At 66.0% G+C, this 22284-nt stretch carries 19 protein-coding genes; 11 read left to right on the top strand and 8 right to left on the bottom strand.

The window, feature by feature from the left end; translation table 11 throughout:
• Window positions 1-57: 57 nt before the first annotated feature.
• The 4 genes from IEY21_RS11320 to IEY21_RS11305 form a co-directional block, all read right to left on the bottom strand.
• Window positions 58-1413, bottom strand: coding sequence for a DUF2254 domain-containing protein (locus IEY21_RS11320; protein WP_229753048.1), 1356 nt, complete (start codon window positions 1411-1413; stop codon window positions 58-60).
• Window positions 1410-2399: a mechanosensitive ion channel family protein gene (locus tag IEY21_RS11315; protein WP_188904454.1), complete on the bottom strand. Its 990-nt coding sequence runs from the start codon at window positions 2397-2399 to the stop codon at window positions 1410-1412. Before IEY21_RS11315 ends, IEY21_RS11320 begins: the two co-directional genes overlap by 4 nt.
• Window positions 2400-2438: 39 nt before the next feature.
• Complete coding sequence (locus IEY21_RS11310) at window positions 2439-2993, bottom strand: DUF421 domain-containing protein (protein WP_188904453.1); 555 nt, start codon at window positions 2991-2993, stop codon at window positions 2439-2441.
• A gap of 92 nt (window positions 2994-3085) precedes the next feature.
• Window positions 3086-4939 carry a cation:proton antiporter gene (locus IEY21_RS11305; protein WP_188904452.1) on the bottom strand — a complete coding sequence of 618 codons (1854 nt, stop codon included), beginning with the start codon at window positions 4937-4939 and terminating at the stop codon, window positions 3086-3088.
• 219 nt (window positions 4940-5158) lie between these two features.
• Between IEY21_RS11305 and IEY21_RS11300 the strand changes: the two genes are divergently transcribed.
• From IEY21_RS11300 to IEY21_RS11285, 4 genes are all read left to right on the top strand, one after another.
• Complete coding sequence (locus tag IEY21_RS11300) at window positions 5159-6685, top strand: SulP family inorganic anion transporter (RefSeq protein ID WP_188904451.1); 1527 nt, start codon at window positions 5159-5161, stop codon at window positions 6683-6685.
• Window positions 6686-6992: 307 nt separating this feature from the next.
• Window positions 6993-8345, top strand: a complete 1353-nt coding sequence (locus IEY21_RS11295; protein ID WP_188904450.1) for an ArsB/NhaD family transporter — start codon at window positions 6993-6995, stop codon at window positions 8343-8345.
• 193 nt (window positions 8346-8538) lie between these two features.
• Complete coding sequence (locus IEY21_RS11290; protein ID WP_188904449.1) at window positions 8539-9810, top strand: cation:proton antiporter; 1272 nt, start codon at window positions 8539-8541, stop codon at window positions 9808-9810.
• Window positions 9811-10205: 395 nt separating this feature from the next.
• Window positions 10206-10613, top strand: coding sequence for a hypothetical protein (locus IEY21_RS11285; RefSeq protein ID WP_188904448.1), 408 nt, complete (start codon window positions 10206-10208; stop codon window positions 10611-10613).
• Between the two features lie 103 nt (window positions 10614-10716).
• Here the strand turns inward: IEY21_RS11285 and IEY21_RS11280 are convergent, their stop codons facing one another.
• Window positions 10717-11301 carry a hypothetical protein gene (locus IEY21_RS11280; RefSeq protein WP_188904447.1) on the bottom strand — a complete coding sequence of 195 codons (585 nt, stop codon included), beginning with the start codon at window positions 11299-11301 and terminating at the stop codon, window positions 10717-10719.
• Between the two features lie 587 nt (window positions 11302-11888).
• Between IEY21_RS11280 and IEY21_RS11275 the strand changes: the two genes are divergently transcribed.
• Window positions 11889-12638, top strand: a complete 750-nt coding sequence (locus IEY21_RS11275; RefSeq protein WP_188904446.1) for a spermidine synthase — start codon at window positions 11889-11891, stop codon at window positions 12636-12638.
• Window positions 12639-12733: 95 nt separating this feature from the next.
• Here the strand turns inward: IEY21_RS11275 and IEY21_RS11270 are convergent, their stop codons facing one another.
• On the bottom strand, window positions 12734-12952 hold the full coding sequence (locus IEY21_RS11270) for a hypothetical protein (RefSeq protein WP_188904445.1): 219 nt from the start codon (window positions 12950-12952) through the stop codon (window positions 12734-12736).
• A gap of 1045 nt (window positions 12953-13997) precedes the next feature.
• On the opposite strand from IEY21_RS11270, the gene IEY21_RS11265 reads away from it, so the two are divergent.
• The 5 genes from IEY21_RS11265 (at window position 13998) to IEY21_RS11245 (ending at window position 19555) form a co-directional block, all read left to right on the top strand.
• The gene (locus tag IEY21_RS11265) at window positions 13998-14414 is read left to right on the top strand and encodes a hypothetical protein (protein ID WP_188904444.1); all 417 of its coding nucleotides are present in this window, start codon (window positions 13998-14000) and stop codon (window positions 14412-14414) included.
• A gap of 884 nt (window positions 14415-15298) precedes the next feature.
• A complete protein-coding gene (locus IEY21_RS11260) occupies window positions 15299-18304 on the top strand; it encodes an AfsR/SARP family transcriptional regulator (protein ID WP_188904443.1) in 3006 nt (1001 codons plus the stop codon).
• Window positions 18305-18732: 428 nt separating this feature from the next.
• Window positions 18733-18933 carry a response regulator gene (locus IEY21_RS11255; RefSeq protein ID WP_188904442.1) on the top strand — a complete coding sequence of 67 codons (201 nt, stop codon included), beginning with the start codon at window positions 18733-18735 and terminating at the stop codon, window positions 18931-18933.
• A 14-nt stretch (window positions 18934-18947) separates the two neighbouring features.
• Window positions 18948-19391 carry a hypothetical protein gene (locus tag IEY21_RS11250; RefSeq protein WP_188904441.1) on the top strand — a complete coding sequence of 148 codons (444 nt, stop codon included), beginning with the start codon at window positions 18948-18950 and terminating at the stop codon, window positions 19389-19391.
• Between the two features lie 23 nt (window positions 19392-19414).
• Window positions 19415-19555 carry a hypothetical protein gene (locus IEY21_RS11245; RefSeq protein ID WP_188904440.1) on the top strand — a complete coding sequence of 47 codons (141 nt, stop codon included), beginning with the start codon at window positions 19415-19417 and terminating at the stop codon, window positions 19553-19555.
• Window positions 19556-19582: 27 nt separating this feature from the next.
• Here IEY21_RS11245 and IEY21_RS11240 read toward each other — a convergent pair whose 3' ends face one another.
• Window positions 19583-20815, bottom strand: coding sequence for an O-antigen ligase family protein (locus IEY21_RS11240; protein WP_188904439.1), 1233 nt, complete (start codon window positions 20813-20815; stop codon window positions 19583-19585).
• A gap of 7 nt (window positions 20816-20822) precedes the next feature.
• Window positions 20823-21170 (bottom strand): hypothetical protein, encoded by a 348-nt coding sequence (locus tag IEY21_RS11235; protein WP_188904438.1) that lies wholly within the window; start codon window positions 21168-21170, stop codon window positions 20823-20825.
• A gap of 204 nt (window positions 21171-21374) precedes the next feature.
• Here IEY21_RS11235 and IEY21_RS11230 point away from each other — a divergent pair, with 204 nt between their 5' ends.
• Window positions 21375-22244: an IS630 family transposase gene (locus IEY21_RS11230; RefSeq protein WP_188904437.1), complete on the top strand. Its 870-nt coding sequence runs from the start codon at window positions 21375-21377 to the stop codon at window positions 22242-22244.
• Window positions 22245-22284 lie beyond the last annotated feature (40 nt).

The raw sequence follows: 22284 nt of genomic DNA, 5'->3' as shown, positions 1-22284 counted from the left end.
CTGCAACTGTAAGCAGGCGGCACAGTTCCAGTACCCGCGCAGTACCCGGGGGGGCGCTCAGTCGGCCCGGTCGCCCTGGGCCTGGCGCACGGCGTGGCGGGCCGCTCGCCTCACCTCGGCCACCGGCCCGTTGGCCAGGGTGTTGAGCACGTCGCGGTACCGGTCCTCGATGTCGGCGCGGTCGCCGGAGTTCTCGATGCCCCGCAGGGCGTCCTCGCGCACCAGCCCCGCGTGGCGGCGGATCACGCCGCGCCGCTCGGCGTCGGTCAGGCAGGAGGCGGTGGTGCCCAGCACCTCCAGCATGCGCAGCATCACGCTGGGGCTGCTCTTGCCGTACTGGCGGATCATGTGGAACATGCTGTCGGTCAGGCCGTCAAAATCGGTGACCGGCACGACCAGACGCAGCTGGTGGTCGTGGTAATACACCCCGTCGGGCCAGCGGCGGTCCTGCAGGCTGCACAGCGCGTCGCCGAAGCGGTCGATGATGTCGATGGCCGTCACCGGATCGTTCACGCCGGGGCTCAGGGCGCGGGCCGCGACCTCGGCCAGCTGACGCACGCTGTATTCCAGGTCCTGACCCACGGTGCGGCGGTCGCCCAGCGTCAGGGCGTCCATCACGTTCTCGGGCAGCCGCGGCACGCCCACCGCAATCACCGAATTGGGAAACACGTAGTCGCCGGGGCGCACATGCAGCAGCAGCGCCACCTGCGCGTCACAGGCCAGCTTGAGCAGCAGCTCGGTGTCCATCAGCTGCAGGTAGCCGCTGCTCGGCGCATGCAGCGTCTCGCCGCCCAGCCAGAACTCCTGCGGTGGGGCCGTCGCTCCGTCGTGGTCGGGGTCGTCTTCCAAGGTCGCGTGCATCAGGGCCGAGCGCATGTCGTTGCGCAGCAGGTTGGCAATCTGGGTCATGTTGATCGAACGGGTGATGTGCGCGAGGTAGTACACGAGCATGCCCACGCAGGCCACCCCCAGCGCCAGCGCGAAGGTCACGTTGTAATGCGGCACGAAGGGCTGGTCGTTGCTGCCGGTCACCGCCCGCAGGGTGTAGAGCGAGAAGGCGAAGGTGGAGATGAAGGTGCCCAGGGTGAACTGGTTGCCGCGGTCGCTGGTGAAGTTCTCCAGCAGTCGGGGCCCCATGGACCCCGCGGCGTACGACAGCGCCGCGATGGTGATGGAAAAGACCGTGCCCGCCACGCCGATGGAACTGCCCGCGATGGCCGACAGCAGGCTGCGTGATCCGGTCTCGCCGCCGCCGTACACGAAGTTCAGGCTCTCGGGCACGCCGTACTTCTCCTCCATGTTGATGCCCGTCTCGGCCAGGATCAGCGCCAGCACCGTCATCACCGCGGGGACGAACCAGAACTCGCGGGTGATCATGCGTGAGCGCAGCGCCAGGCGTTTGATGTTCTTCATGGCCGCTGGGCCGGGGTGGGTCCACCGCCCCCGGACGGCCCGGAGTCCCGCGTCTCCCGCTGCGCCGCCTGACGCGACGGTGGATTGTCCCCGCGGGCCGGCCAGCCCTCGCGCTGGCGCTCACGGTCGCCATCGGTGATCTCGGTCTGGTCGTGAAACAGCACCTGCTGGGTCGGAAAGGGCAGGTCGAAGCCGGCCGCGGGCAGCGCGCCCTTGATGGCCTCCAGCACCAGGTCCTGGGCCTCGACCGCCTCGCGGCGCACCGGCGGATTGATCCAGAAGCGCACCTCCAGGTTCACCGAGAAGTCGCCGAGTTCGCGCACCAGCACCGTGGGGGCCGGATCGGCCAGCAGGCCGTCTATCTCCTGCAGGGTCTTCAGGATCAGCGCCCGGGCCGCCGCGATGTCGTCGCCGTAGCCGATGCCCACGGTGACGGCCAGACGGCGGTGGTCGTAGGCAGTATTGACGGTCACGCGGTTGGTGTACAGCTCGGAGTTGGGAATCACCACCTGGCGGTTGTCGTAGGTGCGCAGCAACGTGGCGCGCACCTGGATGTCCTCGACCACGCCCTCGTGGTTGCCCGAGACGATCTGGTCACCGATGCGAAAGGGCCGGGTGATCAGGATCAGCAGGCCCGCGAGCAGGTTCTGGAAGATGTCCTTGAAGGCAAAACCGATGGCGACCCCGCTGACCCCCAGCGCGCCGAACAGCGAGGCGGCCGTCAGGGTCGGGAAGATCACGGTCAGGGCCACGAGCACACCCACGCCGAGCACCACCCACGACGCGATGCGCGAGAAGACGAGCGCGATGCCCCGGGGCTGGCCGGCGCGCTGCGCCACACTGATCACGGCGTTGCGGGCCAGCCGGGCGATCACCATGAAGATCAGGAAGATCAGCAGCCCGATCAGCACATTGGGAATGGCCACGATAAAGCCCTGCAACATGTTCTGCAGCCGGGCCCACATGGCACTGAGTTCAAGATTCATGAGAACTTCAGCGTACCCTGCGGCGTACTGGGGCCGTATTCATGGCCTCTTGGCCATTGGCAGCACGTTCTGGCCGACCACTGCGCCGTCCCCCGACGACTGCAGGATGCTGATGCGCCCGCCGGATTCCAGCACCGCGAAGGCGACCTGCTCCAGGCTGTTCACACCCGCCTGACGCAGTTCCTCGTGCAAGATGGCCTCCGAGACGCGCGAGCGGCGCATCGCCTCGCGGCGCATCTGCCCGCGCTCGACGAGCACCACCGGGCCGTTGTCAAAGACCTGCTGGGCCCGCCGCGAACGCGCACTGGCTCCCGAGACGAGCGACTGCGCTCCCACCAGCACAAGCAGGCTCAGGCTGCTTTCCACCACGCTGCGGCCCAGGATGGCGCTCGCGACCAGCGATCCGGCGGCCACATTGGTCAGGAAGTCGTAGGAGGTGAAGGTGGCGAAGGTCCGGGAGCCGAAGGTGCGCGCGAGCACCACGATGTACCCGAACAGCAGCAGCGTGCTGAGAACGATACGAATCACCAGCCGCACCGACCATCCGTTCTGGGGCGTGAGCAGTTCGCTCAGGACCGACCACAGCAATTCCATCCCCGCAGTCTGGACCCCCCGCCGCGCGGGGCCGTGTGAAACCGGGGGCCGCAGGGTTCATGCTTGGAGGCCGCGTGGGGGGGGGCCGGCACTCAGCCGGGCAGCTTGCCTTCCAGTGCACCGGGGTTGCGCGGCGGGTCCGCGCGTTTCGCGGCGTCTCCCTCGTCCGGTGGACCGAGCGAGATCACGGTGGTCTCGGGCGGCAACTCCACCTCCGTGCCGGTGAGCACCGAGAACTGGCCCCCGCGGCCCGCGAGCAGCAGCGTGGCGCCGGGCTGGTCGCGCCGGAAGTCCTCCAGGGTGTATTCCTCGGTCAGTCCGGTGCGGCGCACGCGTTCGCCGGCCTGATGGCGCTCCTGCAGTTCATCGAAGGTGGGGGCGTGCAGGAAGGCGGACGTGGCCCGCTCCGCCTCCTGCAGGCGGGTGCGCTGGTCGGCGCCGCGCGGCTGCAGCTGAAACACGTTCGCCTTGCCGAACTCGCGCCGGTACTTGGCCGCGCTCAGGGCGTTGGCCTCGTCGTTGGGCGTCAGGGCCAGCAGGTGGCCCAGCCCTTCGAGGGACAGCCGGTCGGCCGCCTCGCCCAGCAGCGTGCCGTAATGGCTGCGCAGCCCCTCCAGCCGCGCCTGAGCGATGTTGTTGCGGTTGGTGTCTGCAAGCAACACTTCTACATTCTCGGCCTTCAGGGCGGCGGCCAGCTCGCGGCCCAGCGGGTGGGCGCCCACGATCAGGTAACCGAAGGGCTCGGCCTCCAGCACGTTCAGCGCGCGGGCCACCGGGCGGGCGGTCAGACTCGCCAGGATCACCGTGCCCACAATGACCGCGAACACCAGCGTGAGCAGCGTTTCGGCCCCCGGCACGCCCAGGGCGGTCAGCCGCTCGGCAAACAGCGCGCTGATGGCCGCCGCCACGATGCCGCGCGGTCCCACGTAGCTGATGAACAGCCGCTCGCGCAGGTTCAGGCTGGTCCCCAGGGTGCTGAGCAGAACGCTGGCGGGCCGGACGACCAGCACCATGGCGAGCAGCAGCAGCAGGGGTCCTGGCGTGAACACCGCGCCCAGCGCCTCGGCCGGCACGTTGGCCGCCAGCGCCACGAAGATGGTGGACAGCAGCACCACCACCAGCTCCTCTTTGAAGTGCAGCACGCCCTCGGCCTGCGGCACCCGCGCGTTGGCGACGATCAGGCCCATCAGGGTGGTCGAGAGCAGGCCGCTCTCGGGCGCAAACGAATCGCTGATCCCCAGCGCCAGCAGAACCCAGGCAAGCACACTGGGGTTCACCAGATGCTCGGGCAACCACTCGCGTCTCAGGACCACCGCCAGCGCTCCGCCCATCACCACCCCCACGGCCAGCCCCACGCCCACAAAGGACCCCAGGTGAACCAGCGTGGCGCTCAGGGCCTCTTCCCTTCCCGAAGTGCGCACCCACTCAAAGGCGATGGCGGCGGCCAGGGCCCCCACCGGATCAATCAGGATGCCCTCCCAGCGCAGCACCCCGGCGACCTTGGCGTTGGGGCGGATGTTGCGCAGCAGCGGCGCGATCACGGTCGGGCCGGTGACGATCACCAGCGCCCCGAACAGGGCCGCCACGCCCCACGGCAGACCCACGATCAGGTGCGCGGCCAGCGCCGAGAGGCCCCAGGTGATTCCCGCCCCCACGCCGACAAGCCGCCGCACCGCCCGCCCCAGCCCCCGGATGTCGGCGAACTTCAGGGTCAGGCCGCCCTCGAAGAGAATCACGCCCACCGCCAGCGAGGTCAGCACCGACAGGCCCTGGGGGCGCAGCGCCGTGCCCGGCGAGATCCAGTGCAGCACCGGGCCCACCAGAAAGCCCACGAGCAGCAGCGGCAGAATGGCGGGCACCCGCAGCCGCGCGGCGAGAACCTGGGCCGCCAGGCCCAGCGCCACCATCACCGGCAGCGCCACCACGGCTTCTTCAAGGTGCAGCATCGCCGGAAGTGTAGCGGAGCGGGGGCGCGCACAGACGGTATCCCGCGCCCTTGCGTCCCCCGGCGGCCATCGGGCATACTTCCTGGGCCGCAGGGCCGCCGTTCCCACTTCGCGTGAGGCCCCCTGACGATAACCCCGTCCCCCCCCCGCTCTCCCCGGCCCGCGCATTCGCCGTGAGCCGCGCCGCGCCCTTCCGGACGGCGTTCCCCGAGGTTCTGCATGACGTTTATCCCCGCTTCTCCCGCATCGCCCCCGCCCGCTTCCCGGCCCTCGGCCCTGCAGACCTACCTGCGCGAGTGGTTTCACAATCCGCGCGGCGACATCCTGGCGGGCATCGTGGTCGCCCTGGCCCTGATTCCCGAGGCCATCGCCTTTTCCATCATCGCCGGGGTGGACCCCAAGGTGGGGCTGTACGCGTCGTTCATCATCGCGATGGTGATCGCCTTTATCGGCGGCCGGCCCGCCATGATCAGCGCGGCCACCGGAGCGATGGCCCTGCTGATGGTGGGCCTGGTCAAGAACCACGGCCTGGAGTACCTGTTCGCCGCGACCATCCTGACCGGGGGGCTGCAGATCGTGTTCGGCTGGGCGCGGCTGGCCCGTTACCTGAAGTTCGTGCCGCGTCCGGTGATGGTGGGCTTCGTCAATGCGCTGGCGATTCTGATCTTCTCGGCGCAGTTGCCGCAGTTCGTGGGCGCCGGCTGGCAGATGTACGCGATGGTCGCCGCCGGGCTGGCGATCATCTACCTGCTGCCGCGCGTGTTCCGGGCCGTGCCCAGCGCCCTCGTCGCCATCGTGGCGCTCACGGCCGTGGCGGTGTGGACTGGGGCGGACGTCAAGACCGTGGGCGACATGGGCGCGCTGCCCGCCACGCTGCCCCCGCTGCACTTTCCCCAGGTGCCGCTGACCCTGGAAACGCTGCAGATCATCTTTCCGGTGGCGCTGACGCTGTGTCTGGTGGGCCTGCTCGAGAGCCTGCTCACCGCCCAGCTGGTCGACGAGCGCACCGACACCACGAGCAACAAGAACACCGAGTCGCGCGGACAGGGCGTGGCGAACATCATCACCGGCTTTTTCGGGGGAATGGCGGGCTGCGCCATGATCGGCCAGAGCATGATCAACGTGTCCAACGGGGGGCGCGGGCGGCTGTCCACCTTCGTGGCCGGGGCGTTTTTGCTGCTGCTGATCCTGGTGCTGCAGCCGCTGCTCGTGCAGATTCCGATGGCGGCGCTGGTCGCGGTGATGATCGTGGTGAGTGTCAGCACCTTCGACTGGAGCAGCGTCCGTACGCTGACGGTGTTTCCGAAGGGCGAGGGCATCGTGATGATCGCCACCGTGCTGACTACCGTCGTCACGCACGACCTCTCCAAGGGCGTGCTGATCGGCGTGATCCTCAGCGCGCTGTTCTTCGCGCGTCAGGTCTCCAAGCTGTCGTCGGTCACCGCCAGTGACCACCCGGACGGCCGCACCTACCGGGTGGAGGGCCAGCTGTTCTTCGTGAGCACCCACGACTTCGTGCACCAGTTCGACTTTGCCCATCCGGCCCGGCGGGTCGTCATCGACCTCAGCGGCGCCCACCTGTGGGACGGCTCCGCCGTCGCCGCGCTCGACAAGGTCGTGCTGAAATACCAGGCGCTGGGGGTGGAGCCCGAGATTACCGGCCTGAACGAGGCCTCGGCCCACCTGCTCGACCGCCTGGGCACCTACGACAAACCGGGCAAGGCCCCCGGGGCCGGCGGACACTGACCGCCCCGCCGGGCACCGGTGCGGGGAAGGGAGGCGAACGGCTGATGTACACTGGCAGCCACAATCCTGCTGGACTGCGGCGGGTGCCGGCGACCATACGCCGAACTGGAGGAGTCTGCGGGCAGGACTTCTCCATTTTTCGTGTGGGGCTGCCTGTGATGTGCTGCCTCCCCGGCGCCGCTCCGCTGCAGTCCGTATGCTTGACTTTCCGTTTCCACCATAAGGAGCTCTCCGTTGAACAGCCTGACCGTGTTGCCCGCTGCCTGTCCCCTGCCTCATCCCCTGCGCCGCCTCCGGGGAGCCTGTCATGCATGAGACCGGCGGTGAACCCCTCAACCTGCTGACCAGCCTGGGCCTGAACCTCAGCCCCGGCACCCTGACCGCGCTCGCCATCGTGCTGTTCGTGGCGACCTACGCCATGATCCTGCTGGAAAAGTACGTTCACCGCACGGTGGCCGCGCTGCTGGGGGCCTGCGCCGTGATGGTGGTGGGCATCCTGACGCCCAGCCAGGCGTGGGCAAGCATCGACTTCAACACCATCTTCTTGCTGTTCGGCATGATGAACATCGTCAATGTGCTGAGCCGCAGCGGTTTTTTTGATCTGGTCGCGCGCCGCGCCATGATCATCACCCGCGGCGAACCGGCGCGGGTGCTGTGGACCTTCTCGATCCTGACCGCCGTGTTCAGCGCCTTTCTGGACAACGTGACCACCGTGCTGTTCATGGCCCCGGTGGTGGTGACGGTGGTCACCCGGCTGGGCCTGCGGCCCATGCCCTACCTGATCGCCGTGATCCTGGCGAGCAACACCGGCGGCACCGCCACGCTGGTGGGCGATCCCCCCAACATCATCATCGGATCGGTGGCGGGCAAGGGCTTCGGGGACTTTCTGGTGAACGTGGCCCCCTTCGCCACCGTCGCCACCTTTATCGGCATCGCGCTGATGCACCTGCTGATGCGCGCCCGCGGCGACCTCGCGGCCAACGGCTCGGGCGAGCGGCTGCGTCAGGTCCTCACCGACAACACGCCCATCAAGACCAATCCCCGGTTGATGAAACAGGCGCTGGGCGTCTTTGCGGTCACGCTGCTGCTGTTCATGATCGGTCACCCCCTCGGCCTGGAAGCGGGTCTGGTCGCCCTGACCACCTCCACCTTCCTGATGCTGATCGCCGACCTGACCCCGGTGGAACTGTTCGAGCAGGTGGAGTGGACCACGCTGCTGTTCTTCATGGGTCTGTTCATCGTGGTGGGCGGCCTGGAACACGTGGGCGTCTTCCAGACGGTGGCCGCGGGCCTGACCGACGCCATCGGCGGCAACATCGGAGCCGGCATCCTGGCAGTGGGCTTTTCCAGCGCGATCATCAGCGGCTTTGTGGACAACATTCCCTTCACCATCTCCATGGCGAGCGTGCTGCGCGAGTTGCAGACCACCCTGGGGCCGGCCATGGACCCGCTGTGGTGGGCGCTGTCGCTGGGCGCATGCCTGGGCGGCAACCTGACCCTGATCGGCGCGTCGGCCAACATCGTGGTCTCGGACATCGCCGCGCGTGAGGGCCACCCGATGGGCTTCGGGCAGTTCATGAAATACGGCACGCCGGTGGCGCTCGTAACGGTCACGGTGGCGCTGGGGCTGTACTACCTGGCCTTCATGCTGGGGCAGTAGGACGGCGGGGCGGGCTTCCGTCCCCCTTTCCCCCTTCTGTACCCGGCCCTGTTCCCACCGAACGATGTTCTTGGACGTTGCAACGCGACGTTCGCGCTCAGCCCGAGGCCGCCCCATGGCGGAGAGAGCCGCGCAGAAAGAACCCCCGTCCTTTAGGGCGGGGAGCAGTCAGACCATGATCCAGGAGACCTCCATGCAAATTCTTGAACTCGCCACCCTGCTGGTCTGCGTGACCGCCGCCCTGGCCTTTGTCAACGCTCGGTACTGGAAGCTCCCCGCCTCGATCGGCGTGACGGTAGGTGGCCTGGGCGTGAGCCTGATCATCTTCGGGCTGGTCAGTCTGGACGTGCCGTTCGCGCGGGAAGCCGTGACCCTGGTGCGCGGCATCGAGTTCAATGATTTCGTGTTCGAGGGCGTGCTGTCCTTCCTGCTGTTCGCCGGGGCGCTGGGCGTCAACTCGCACGCGCTGTGGAACCTGCGCGGCCCGGTGCTGACCTTTGCACTGCTGTCCACCGCCATCTCGATTGCGCTGGTGGGCGGAGCCACCTACGCGCTGCTGGGGCTGTTCGGGATCGAGGTGTCGTTCGTGTACTGCCTGCTGTTCGGCGCGCTGATCAGTCCCACCGATCCGGTGGCGGTGCTGGGCATGCTCAAGCAGGCGGGCGTGCCCAAACGCATCGAGACGCTGGTGGCCGGCGAGAGCCTGTTCAACGACGGCGTGGGCGTGGTGGCCTTCGCCGTGCTGGCGGGCATCGCCGCCGCCGGGGGTGGAGAAGCCCACGGACCAGCGATGGACGTGGGCGGGGTGGCGCTCTTCTTCGCCCAGGAGGCACTGGGCGGGCTGGCGCTGGGACTCACGCTGGGCTGGGTGGGCTGGCTGGCCCTGCGCTCGGTTGGCGATTTCGTGGTGGAGGTGCTGGTCACGCTGGGCGTGGTCCTGGCCTGCACCGCTGTGGCCGCCAACCTGCATGTCTCGGCGCCGCTGGCCGCCGTGGCCGCCGGGCTGCTGATCGGCTCGCTGGCCGACCGCCGCCCCGAGGGCCTGTCCTCGCGTGAGCGATACGAGGGCTTCTGGCACCTGGCCGATGAGCTGCTGAACATCTTTCTGTTCGCGCTGCTCGCGCTGGAGGTCGTGGTGGTGCGCTTCAGCGGGCAGTCGCTGCTGCTGGGCCTGATCACCATTCCGCTGGTGCTGCTGATCCGCACGATCAGTGTGCAGTTGCCGGTCCTGGTGCTGGGACGGCGGCGCGACTTCAGTCCCTACACCCGCCGCCTGATGGTCTGGGGCGGGCTGCGCGGAGCGATCAGTGTGGCCCTGGCCTTCACGGTACCCGCCGGCCCTGAACGCGACCTGTTTCTGGTCATGACCTACGTGGTGGTGGTCTTTTCCATCATCGTGCAGGGCCTGACGGTGGGACGACTCGCCGCGCGGGCCAGCGGCGGGGACACCGCGGAAGCGGCGTGACCGAACGGCAGAAACGCGCTGCAGGCCTGATCCTGGGTCTGGCGGGCCGCTGGTGGATCTGGCCGTGGCCCTGACCGGACTGACCGTCTCCACGGTGCGCCGCCGCCCGATCTCCTGGGGGCGGCGGCGGCTTGTCATGCTCATCTACGGGGGGGCCGGGCATGGACGGGGTGGACGCTGCTGACGACCGGATAGACCGGAGCGGGCGGCAGGAAAGACGGGAAAAGGTGGGGGCCGCTGGACGCCGGCAGCGAGGGGCAGCGGCCCGCGCCTGAGGAAGCGTCTGCGGCATTCGTGCATGAACCGTGCACCGGTTCTGCGCCGTGCGGGCGCACCCTCTGGGACAGGACGGAACCCCCCGGGCCACCCCGGCCCCCGCCCACGAGGAGAACACCATGCGCCCTTCTATCCTGAGCCTGCTGACTGCCCTGAGCCTCGCCGCGAGCCCCGCTCTCGCCGCCTCTGCCTCCACCGTCTATCCGGTGGTCGCCATGGGCGATGGGCAGATCTACAACGTGCTGTACACCGAGAGTTCGTGGATGTCGCTGGCCGTGCCGCTCAGCGACGTGGGCGGCAGCGTGCCCAGCAATGTCAGTCTGTCCGTCAGCGGTCTGCCCGAAGGCACGACCATTACCCTGGACGGCGTCAGTCAGGTAGGTGACCTGCTGTTGCTGGACGTCACGGTCAGCCGTGACGATGACCGCATGGGGGTACATGACACCGCGATCCTTGCCCTGAAATCCGGCGACCAGACCCTGACCACCCTGAGCATCCCCGTGGTCGGCGCCGCCTACAACGAGTAAGCGGCCCCCGACCGCGGTCAACAGCAACCAACGTGGCGGGTTGCCACTCCACACCCGTCGCCCCGGTGCCCGGACAGCCCGTCCAGCGCTTTGCTGGACCGCTTCAGACCGGCCCTCCATGGGCCGCTGAATTCCCGGCGCGCAGGATGTGTGGCCGTCCCTCCCCACCAATCCGGTGGGCACGCAGCACGCCCAGCTCCGCAAATCCCGACTGCGCCAGAAACTCCAGCTCCAGCCGGTCGGTGAAGCTTGTGAGATTGAAGCGGCGCTGCAGCGTGTCCTCCCCAGCGCCCGAACCGGCCCCGAACACGTAGACGGTGCCGTGGGGCCAGGCCTGCAGGACCCCGGTCAGCTCGGAAACAGAGACAGCGTGCCGCTCGGCCTCCACAAGATTCAGCCCCAGCGCGAACTCCAGCTCCTGTTCACTCCAGCCGTGCCCGGCGGAGACGCGGCCCGAGCCGTCCTCATCGAGGGCGCCGGGGGTGCCGTGCCAGACCTGGGGACCCATCTTCAGCCGCAGGTGGGCCTGCTGCAGATCGGCGCTGTCCTGGACAACCTGTTCCAGCACGCCGCGCCGTTGCAGGGCGGGCAGCGCTCCGAAGCGGGTATCCCGCCGCGTGAGCTGCTCCAGCGTCAGCTCGAAGGAGCACTGCGGCGGATGGGCGGCGTACAGAACGTGAACGAGCATGGGCCCTCCTGAGCTGGTGCCGGGAGCAGGGGAAGCGCCGGCGGGTCATGAGTCCCGGCGGCCTGTCCCCGGAGTTTCACAGCCGCCGCGCTGCGTTCGTCTTCCCAACCACTGTAAGCGGCGCTGTCATCACCTCAGCCCCGACTTTCTCTGCATGACGTTTCAGACCGCCTGTGCGGGTGTACCGACGGCCCACCATGCCGAACCGTTGTCGATGGGTGACCTCCCCACAGGAGACGTCTCTTCGCTGAGCAGACGAAGGAGCGGATCGCGATGGTGGGCCGCCAAAGACCATGACGCCTAAGCGGGAGACTGTGCCGGGCCAGCCTGCCCACCCAGGAAGCACCGGGGCAGATTCACGCGGTAGAGGCTCAGGGGTGTCTGCCGGTCAGACAGTCAGGACGCACCCATCCGTGGCCTGCGCGGGCACCTTCCCCCACGAACCTGCGGGATGACCTGTTGGAGGCTGCCGGGGGCCGCTAGAGTCAGCTGATGCTTGCGCGACCCCTGCTCCTCGGCCTGTCTCCGAATACCGTCCGTCTCCCCTCCGCCCGTCCTCAAGGGGTCTGCCCTCCACTGGACCCCGCATGATTCCCTGGGTTCCGCTGGCCCGCGCGGCCATTCCCGGCACCCAGCAGGACCTGTGTCTGTACCGCCGTGGCGACCAGCTGGAGTTCTCCATTCAGATCTCGGGTTACATCAGCGAGCTGATGAACAGCCGCATGCACGCCTCCGAGGACGCGCTGGCCGAGCTGGGCTGCGCGGTGATCGCGGAGCGCCCGGCGCCGCGTGTGCTCGTGGGGGGCCTGGGCATGGGCTTTACGCTCGCCGCGGCCCTGAAGGCGCTGGGACCGGACGGCGTGGTCACGGTGGCCGAGCTGGTACCCGAGGTCGTGGAGTGGAACCGGGGCCCACTGGGCGAGTGCGCCGCCTTTCCACTGAAAGACCCCCGCACCCAGGTCCATGTCGGCGACGTGGCCGAGCTGCTGCGGCAAGGGCACGCCGCCTATGACGCCGTGCTGCTGGACGTGGACAACGGCCCCGAGGGCATGACGCACCACGGCAACAACTGGCTGTACTCGCCACACGGACTGGCGGCCACGCAGCGGACCCTGCGGCCTGGCGGCGTGCTGGCGGTCTGGTCTGCCACACCGGACGAGCGCTTTACCCGGCGCCTCCGGCAGGCAGGCTTCCGGGTCGACGTGCGCACGGTGCGTGCCCGGCCCGGCAAGGGGGCGCACCACACCATCTGGCTGGCCCACCGGACGCAGGGGGCCGCCGTCATACCGGCCAGAACCCCCCAGCGGAGCCGGCGGCGGCGAAGCGCCCGGCCCTAAGACACAAGGGGCGTGGACTCCTCGGCTTGGTCAGGAATCCTGCCTGTTGCCCGAACGACGCAGCAGCCTGGGCCTGCTCTGATGCTGCGTGGTGGTCAGGCGGCTGTAGGTTGGCGTTCGAATTCGCGGGCCATCCAGCCCCCAGAAGTCGAGTGATGGTGCCGACCATTCCAGAGTATCCCGATGACCTCGAACACGGCTTGCCCAGCAACGGTTCGGTCCTCAAAGCTGGTGTCCTCCAGCAGGTTTTGTTTCAGGAAGCCAGAAAGGCTTTCCACCACGGCGTTAACCCAGCAATCTCCCTTGCGGGTCATCCTGCCCCTGGCCCGCAGATGGGCCAGTTCTGCTTGAAAGGTCCCATCCCCAACTCCTGAGACATCAAAGTCCAGAAAGATCGGGAGCCGGGCATCCATTCCCTTCGCGGTAAATCACGCTTTTTTCACGGTGGGATCTGTACCATTGCCTCATCTCACCGTTCTTGACCCTGCAAGCCCATTTCCTCACCCAATCAACGCTCCTGCTTTCGGTCCTGTCCATCCCCGTACAGCCCTCGTGCAAAAGAGCCGCAGGGATGTCCCGGACGTGACCGCTGGCCTCACAGGGTAGTGCCACATCCTCCCCCCTTTGATGACTTTCGGTTCTTGCAGGAGTGGTGAGAAGCCGAGGCTATAAAGCTCCACAGCTCTGCGCGCGAAAGCGGCAGAGGTATTTGCCGCCCGCCCCCCAACCTCCCGGCGAGGACCCTGACGCAACGAAGCTCCCGTTACCTGTGATTTCAGGGGGCATTGCCCCTCCCCTCAGCCAAGCCCATAGGTGGAACGCTTTAGTTCATTTGCCCTTTGAGGAATCTCATGGCCTACCCAGTGTTTTCTTCAAGCCCGCCTGTGTTCACAACAGGTTCGCCCGTGCACATCACGACGATGAACCTGAGTCGCCTCAAAAGCAATTCAGCACCAGAGACTTCCCTGACGCAACTCTATGGCGCCAATTCGCCCGGGCTGGCTGTGGGTAGCGCTGTGCCCAGATCCAGCATTTTTACAGTTTGTTCGACACCCTCAGCACCACTTCTCCCCTCCGTAAGGTCCACCTCTACAGTCACCGGGACTGCCCCTGTGGCAAGGCCGCCCGAGTGGTTGCGGAGAATACGCCCGCCCAGACCCAACGGTTCGCTTTTCATACTTCTTGCCTACCTCCACAGCACCGATGCCGGAAACAGTGTTGCGCGTTCAAGGATCGGCCCTGGCGCTCCTGTGTCCGCTCTCCTGAAAGGGGGAGGTGAGTGCCTATAAGGTGCGCATTCGGGCGTTTGTCAAGTGCGGCATGAGTTCATCTCGCCTCTGACTCATCAGGAGCACCGCCATGAAAAAGATGCTGATTCTTCTGCTGGCCCTGACCACTTTGAATGGAATGAACTCAAGTCTTGCCGACTCGGTACCGCAGGCGGTGGTGGTGGCCAACACCAGAGACGGAGATGCACTGGTCTATGAGCAGCTGTACACCGAGTGTGCCTGGCAGGGACTGGCCCTGCCGGTTGAAGTGATGGCCGCCCTGGGTGATCCCCATCGCTTGGTCGTGAAGGCAGAGGATCTGCCCAGCAATGTCAAGGTCAGCCTGCGCCCCGGCAAGACTGAGGGCGTGGTCGGTCTGAAAATCACCCGCACCGACAGGATGCAGGACGTTCGCCAGATGGGCCGCCTCATCCTGACCAATCCCGCCACGGGCTACAGCTACACCGTACAGGCGATGGTCGTGGGACTTGAACAGGCTGAAAAATAACGTTGTCAGGAGCTGTTTCCGTATTTAAACGCCTCAGCACAGCCGCACACCGTCACCTCAGGAAATGGAAAATGATGTGAGGTTCGCCACCACGAACCGAAGGAAGAGCAGGGGGACCGACCGGTCCCCCTGCTCCCATTTCAACGGCTGTCTGTCCACCTGTGGCGCAGCGGCCTTGCCCCGCGAAAGGTACTGATTGAGCGGGACATTTCCTGTCCTCGAGACAGCCACGGCCTGCTTGCAGCTCGCAATGTTCGGCTCAGGGGGATCGGCCTCGCTAAGAGGGCAGAGCATTACCGCCTGCATCCGTTGACTGCCGGCAACAGGACTCCGGACTTGTTGTACATATTTCCGGGAGTATTACCGCCCAGTTGGGCATACGTGCCCGTCTTCCCGTTGAACACGCTGCCGTTCCCGGTGACCAAATTTCCCATCACGCTCGCGCTGGAGAGGGTGGACCCAGCCGTGGGAGACGGTCTGGTAAGGACCAGTGCTGCCCACGCCAGCGGTCTACGCCGCTTTGGTGTTTCATCCTCCCCGGGCTGTACAGATGCACGTTGCCGCCCTGCTGCTCCGCCGATGCCGTCACGACGTTGTTTTCGATGATCTCGCCGCTCCGGGTGAGGCTTGATCAGGTTGTTCTGCCCAGCCTGGGTGGATTGCCCCATGATCCCACTGTCAAAACAGGACGCCGCCGTTGAATCGCCGTCCATTCTGCGTCTCTGCCCAGCACAAAGTCTGCCGTACCCATTAACGGCGCTATTCGCCACCGGGCAGCCGGCCCAGATAGAATTCAAACAGCGCGGACATCGTGTGGTGGTCTGCCAACCAGCCCCCCTCATTCAGGACCATCCCACCCCACGCCCGTGCTTTCAGGTGGACATATGACGGTAGCCTGGTCCTTTGCTGTTCTCGGCCCCCCCCGCCTGCTTCGCTACGGCGCCGACGTGAATCTGCGTTCGCACAAGGCCATTGCCCTGCTCGCCATTCTTGCCCTTGATGGCCCCACCCCGCGTGAAACACTGGCCTCGATCCTGTGGGAACGCGACCGTCATCACGCCCGACAGAGCCTGCGCGCCGTCCTCAGCACCCTCACGCAGTTGCTCGGCGATCCTCCCCTCCTCTACGCCGGCCGGACCATCCTGCACCCTGATCTCGGTGCCATGAGTCTTGATGCCCATCAGCTGGGGACCGAGGATCCGGACACTTTCCTCTCGCTGTGGCGGGGCCCCTTTCTGTCGGGGGTAACCATTCGTGACAGTCCGTCCTGGGACGACTGGCAATCCCGCTGGGAGATGCACCTCACGCATTCTTATCTGGACCGGGCACTCGCTCTGGCTGGCGCAGCCCTGCGCAACGGTCGCCCGGCCGACGCGGCTCACCTGACCGAACGTCTTCTGGAACTCGATCCATTCTCGGCCGAAGGGGCACGCCTCCTCCTGCTGGCCCACGAACATGCCGGTCATACCGCCGCCGCCCGCCTGTTCCACGAGGCATTTACCCACCGCTACCGTGCCGAATACGGAGAGTTTCCCAACCTGATCCTCCAGCAACAACCGCTGCCGGTGACCGCCTCCTCGCCCGCTCCTCCCGCTCCCACCAGCTTTGTCGGAAGACGCGCCGAGCGCGTGCGGCTCCTTCATCTGCTGCGCTCTCCCGGATGCCACCTGATCACCCTGCACGGGCCGGGTGGAATCGGCAAGACCCGTCTGGCCCTTCAGGTGATTCAGGACCTTCAGACCGAGCCAGGCGGTGGAGAATTCCACAAGGTGCTGTTCGTGGCCCTCGAGCACTGCGCGCATGCCTCCGAGGTGCCCGCCTGCCTCGCCGCAGCGTTCGGAGTACCGCTGGCAAACGAACGCGACGCCCTTCAAACCTTGAGTCAGTTCCTGCGCGAGGGGCGTACGCTGGTCATTCTGGACAACTATGACGACCTGCTTGCCTTCACGCCCCTGCTGATGCAGCTTGCCAGGTCCTGTGCAGGCGTCACCTTTCTGGTGACTTCCCGTGAGCGCCTGCGTGTGCGGGACGAACACGTCATCATGGTCGGCGGCATGGACGTGCCCGCTCCCACGGCACTCCATGAAGACTTTGACCGCGCGGATGTGGTGAGGCTCTTTCGCAGCCGCGCCAGTCAGGTGAGCCCTCTGGTCCTGACTGCGGACACCCGTCCGCTGATCCGCCGCATCTGTCTGGCCGTGGGAGGGTCTCCCCTCGGCGTGGAACTCTCGGCCGCGTGGACCGGCGTGCTGCCCCTGGAAGCCCTGGCCGACGAGCTTGAGCGCGACGCCCTTCACCTGGATTTTCCCATGGTGGACCTCCCGGGCCGGCACCGTAGCCTCGCCCGTGCGCTGGAAGCCTCCTGGCAGCGCCTGAACCCCGAGCAGCAACAGGTGCTCGCTCGCCTGACTGTCTTTCGGGGCGGGTTCAGGTGGGAAGCCGCCCGGGTCGTGGCGGGCGCCACCCTGAATACCCTCGAAGAGCTCACGGCCAAAGCCCTGATCACACTCCTGCCCGGGGGCCGGTCCTCGTTTCACCCGCTGGTGCGGGCGTTTGCGATCAGCAAGCTGGCTCCGGATGATGCACGAGAATGGGCTGTCCGGCACGCCACCCACTTCCGGGAGCGGCTCACTCTCCTCAACCATGAGGCGGGCGGCGCGGCGTCTCCGGCGCTGGTCACGCTGCTGCGTGAAGAGGAAGCGAACATCCGTGCGGCCCTGCAGTGGCTGATCTCCCAGGGCGCGTATGCGGACCTCGCACTGATGGCCGAACCGGTGCTGTGGTCCTACCCGCTGATGGGCCGTTTCCAGGACGGTCTGGCCTTCTGTGAAACCCTGCTGCCCAAACTGCAGGAGCCGCCGGCACGGCAGGCGCGTGCGTCGTTCATGATCGGATACGCGTGGCTTACCCTGTTCACCAACGACGTGCCCCGGGCACTGGCACTGGGCCAGGAAGTGCTCAGCGTGGTGGCTGACCAGGAGGACCCGCTGTTACGTCTGCGTGCCCTGGATGGATACGGACAGGCGTGTGTCCGTGCGCTGATGCTGACCGAGGGCCGGGAGGTGTTGCGCCAGGCGGAGACCATCGCTCGTGAGTTAGGTGACCCGACACGCCTGATGCGGACGCTGAACAACCTGGGCCTGGCCTCGGCGCTGCTTGAGGCCTTTGACGAGGCCAGGCGGTGTAATGGCGAGGCGTACGCGTTGTACACGGGTGGGCACGTACCACCTGGAATGGACGTGATCTGGCTGCTGTCCAGCATTAGCGTGGAATGGATGCTGCAGAATGACCTGCTGGCGTCACGGACCGTTCTGCTCGAGGCGCTGGGCATGATTGAGGCTTTGGGGGTGCAGGGACAGGAGCCGATCGTGTCGTCTGTGCTGGGTCTGGTGGAGTTGGAACTGGCGCTTCAGCAGCGTGAACAGCCCAATCTCGAAGTGCTGAAGGCGCGTGTGGAACAGACGCTCGCGAGCAGCGTGATCAGTGGGGAGTTGTTCGCGAGGACGCTGTCACGCGGCGTGCATGGCCGACTGTCCTTGCTGGACGGTCTGCGAAGAGACGGAGCAGTGGCAGTATTGACCAGCCTGTCGGAAGCCTGGGAGACGCGTAATCTTGTGGTCTTCACGTGGTTGCTGCCGTACGGGGTCCTCGCTTTGAAAGTGGCCGGGGATGAAGTTGGTGCGGCGGCGCTTGCGGCATTTATGGCCCAGCCCGCTTCTGGAAGCGTCTGGGAGCGGAGCCGGAGTGAGCGAGAATCGCAGATGGCATGGAGTGGAAGCCCGAAGTCGGCCCAGGGATCCGTGAGGATCGGTTCCGCCAGCGAGGCAGCGAGGCGGATTCAGGCTGTTCTGACCTCTCTGCCCACAGATGAGGATCAGGCAACCCATTGATCTGTCAAGCCATCAGGGATTTCACCTTGTGCCTCAGCGCTGGATCCAACCATAGATTCGTGGAGGCCGGGACCGAGTGCCGACTGGCATCAGGCACCGACTGCGCCGTGGCCAATTCCAGCACACAGACGCTGCAATTTTTTCGGCGTCAGCGCGTCACTCAGCCGATGCCCGTCGGGGCGCACCATTTCTGCCCACGAATCCTGCGGGCCGCTTTGCATCCTTCTCGTCTTGCCCTCTCACTATCCCGTCATACCCACCCAGAGCCAGGGCCCTCGGCTGCCCGCCAACCCTACATGCCGCAATGAAAAAACCCCCTCTAGGAGGGGGTTTTCTTGGTGTGTCCGAAGGGATTCGAACCCTTAGCCTTCTGCCCCGCAGGTGGAAGCTTCCCCCATTTCCGTCCTCCCAATAGCGCGGGGTGAAGCGTGACAGTCTCCTTGAGCCGCGTCGTAATCATCGAAAACGATGAGCTGGTGCGGACCATCTACCGGACGCTGGTCGAGGACACACCCGGATTTCAGGTGGTCAGCTCGGTGGGGACGCTGGCCCAGGCCGAGCGGGACCTGCGACACTTGCAGGTCAATCTTCTAATGGTCGACATCTACTGCCGGCCGGCAATGGTCTGACCTGGGCCAGCCAGTTGCCGCGGGAAGGGGGCAGCAACGTCTCGGGGCCGTGCATCTACGCGATCCCAACCGACAGCACCGTCCTGGCGGTCTCGCTGCGCATGATCGGTGTGACCTTCAGCACCACGGCGGCGCGGACCATGAACAACCTGCGCGGCTTCCAGCACGTCAACTTCACTGCCTGCGTGTTCGAGGGGCCGTCCGAGGCGACGGGCGCAGACATGCACGGTTTAGACGCCACCACGAACGCCTGCCAGCGTGTGACGGCCTTCGGCAACATCGCCCTAGGCGGTCTGACCAGCTACATCCTCGCCACCAACAATATCCTCAAGGCCCAGATTGACCGCCTCAACTCCTGGAACACCATCGTCCTCTCCCCGATTCTTGCCATCATTAACCTGATCGGCAACAACCCCACAGTGGCCGCGGCATCCTCACCCGCCACTGGGCCACTGTGACCGGGGCAAAAGTGGGGGCGACAGTGATCGCCACTCCTGAATCCGTGCTGCCTGCTGGCGAGTCACACTACGCCTATGTCAGCGCCGCAAACACGATCCAGATTGTTCTCGTGAACGCCACGGCGGCACCCATCAACAACCTTGGGCAGAAGTGGTACGTGTAGGTTCAGAACTCCTCGTGAGACATGGCATCAGGCGTACATCGGTTCGCCATCCTTTGCATCTATCGCCGCCTGATGCCGCCGACTCACCATCCAACTGCTGATGCTGATTGCAATAAGCGCGAACAGTGGTTTCGCCCCGTTGACATCGCTGCTAACTGCATGGCACATGGCCCAAAACAACAACATCAGCAGCAGCAGCGCTGAGGTTTCCGTGCCATCCCGCCGCGCCACCCAGGTATTCCGCACCGCCCAGAGCGTCAGGGCCAGCAGCAGCAGTCCAGGCAGCCATCCCGCCTCCGCCCACACCTCCAGCCACAGGTTGTGAGGATAGGTGAGGGGTGTGGAGGAGGGAGGGACGATGACGTTGGTGACCTCCGAGTAGCGGCCCACGCCCACGCCGAGGGGGTTAACGAGCCCCGCATCCCAAGCTGCGGCCCACAGTTCTCCGCGTGCCGAGGCGCTGGAATCAAGCTCCCCGCTCGCGCCAGCGGTGAAAAATTGAGCAACGCGCTCCACGCTGGCGCTGGGCAAATACGGCACGGCCAGGGCCACGCCGCCCGCCACGAGCGCGAACGCCACCGCCAGACGCCCATTCCCCCGGCGCATCACCCTGGGGGCCAGGAGCACAATCGCCCCCAGCAGCGCGCCGATCAGCGGGCCGCGAGAACCACTGGACAGCAGCAGGCCCGCCAGCGGCAACACCAGCAGGGCGGTGGGCAGCGCACGCCAGCGGCGGTAAACCGCCATCACCAGCACCCACAGCAGGGCCATCCCGACGCCCCGGCCCACGGCGATGGTGTTCGTGCCCTCCACGTCTAGGCGGTAGAGGGCACCTCGACTCGTCACAAATTCAATTCCAGCGACTACGGTTACCACAGCACCGAGCAGAGCCATTGCGTTTAGCAGGCGGCTCAGCGAGGCGTGCGACTGGATCAGCACGGTAGGGGCAAGAGCCGAGAGGAGGGTCAAGGTGTAGAAAAAGAGCGATTTCTGAGCGGTCAGCGGTCCCCAGGTGTGAATGAGCAGGCCGGGGAGCCACAGGGCAAAAAAAGTCAGCAGCGGCCCCCAGGATCGCGGCACGGCAAGCTGTCGCCAGATGGTGTACGCCACGGCCAACGCGGTCACGCCCGCCGCGATCACGGTCAGATCGGGCAAAAAGGCCAGTGCGGGGAGGCCCTTAATGAGGTAAGTTACGAGCAACAGCGCGAGCGCACTCTCCATAAATCCGAACGGGCGTTCGCGTGTTGCTGATAAGGTCATGACTGCTTTATAGCCCATCCCTTAAGGGGCGGGCGGTGAAAATCAGATCACTCACGAAAAGATTACGATTCCCTGTGAATACGCCCTCAGTATCCCGCACGATCAAATCGTTGGTGAAGGCCAGCACCAATTTGCCCGCTGCTGGCACGTTCATCGTCATGGTCTGCGTCATGGTGAAGTGCTGGTTTAACAACTCTTGCCCATCCAGATTGACCTGCAATTCCGCCCCCGCCCCTTCTGCCGCGTCCCCGCGTGCTGAGAAAGACAGCGTGCCGGGGCCGCATACTCCCGCGCTGATCCACGAGAACGCCCGGAACTCCCAGGCTGCACCATTCTGGCGCAGGGCGTCTACCACGCCGGGATAGTCGATTGAACACTGCGCTGGGCTGGGACAGGCGGGCGGAGAGAACGCCAAAACTGGCGGCTCGGTCCGACCTGCGCTCTAGTGGTCTGATTCAGAGGAATGTTGGGAGTGGGAGGCGTACGCTTGAGGTGGAGGTGCGCCATGCGCCGTGGCCTCAGGTCACCTGTTCCCCAACCGACATCTGAAGAACGGAGTTTGCTCGAAGCGCTGGTCCGACGCCGCCAGACCCCGAGGGGTCTGGCCACCCGCGCCCGGATCATCCTGCTCAGTGCAGATCACCCGGAACTCACCCTGACCGAGATCGGGGCGAAGGTAGGACTGTGTGACGACACGGTCAGTGTCTGGCGACGACGCTTCAACCAGCACGGAGTCCAGGGACTGGGCGACGCGCCCAAAAGTGGCGCGCCGCGGTCCATCCTGGATCAAGACGTGGAACAGGTCGTGCGCCTCACCCTGGACACCTTGCCCAAGGACGCGACCCACTGGACGACCCGGAGCATGGCCAGGGCGAGTGGAATGACGCAGAGTGCGGTGTACCGGATCTGGCAGGCCTTTGGCTTACGGCCCCATCTGACTTCGTCCTTCCAGTTGTCCAAGGATCCACTGCTGATCGAAAAGGTGCGAGATATCGTCGGCCTCTATCTCGCACCACCTGACCGTGCTCTGGTGTTGTGCGTGGAGGAGAAGCCACAGATCCAGGCGCTGGAACGTGGCTCGGCCACGTTCCCCCTGCGGCCGGGACAGGAAGAACGCACCGGCCACACCTATGTCCGGCATGGCACCACCACCCTGATGGCGGCTCTGGACGCCAAGGTCGGCTCGGTTATTGGCAAGTGCTACCCCCGCCACCGGGCGCTGGAGTTCAAAGATTTTCTCCAGGAAATTGATCAGCGAGTTCCTGAGGAACTCGCGGTCCACGTCATTCTCGATAACTACATCACCCACAAGACCAAGACCGTGCAGGACTGGCTGGTGGCGCATCCCCGCTTTGCCTTTCACTTCACGCCGACCAGTGGGTCATTGCCTGACGGCCTGACACAAAGTATGAGAAAGCGTCCCCGGTAGGGGACACTTTCTGTTTGTGACAACCGAAAATGCCACCGGG

The sequence above is a fragment of the Deinococcus aerophilus genome (genome assembly GCF_014647075.1).
GTDB classification, from domain to species: domain Bacteria; phylum Deinococcota; class Deinococci; order Deinococcales; family Deinococcaceae; genus Deinococcus; species Deinococcus aerophilus.
Note: the sequence above shows the minus strand (reverse complement) of the source record. Positions and strands in the feature narration are given on the sequence as shown.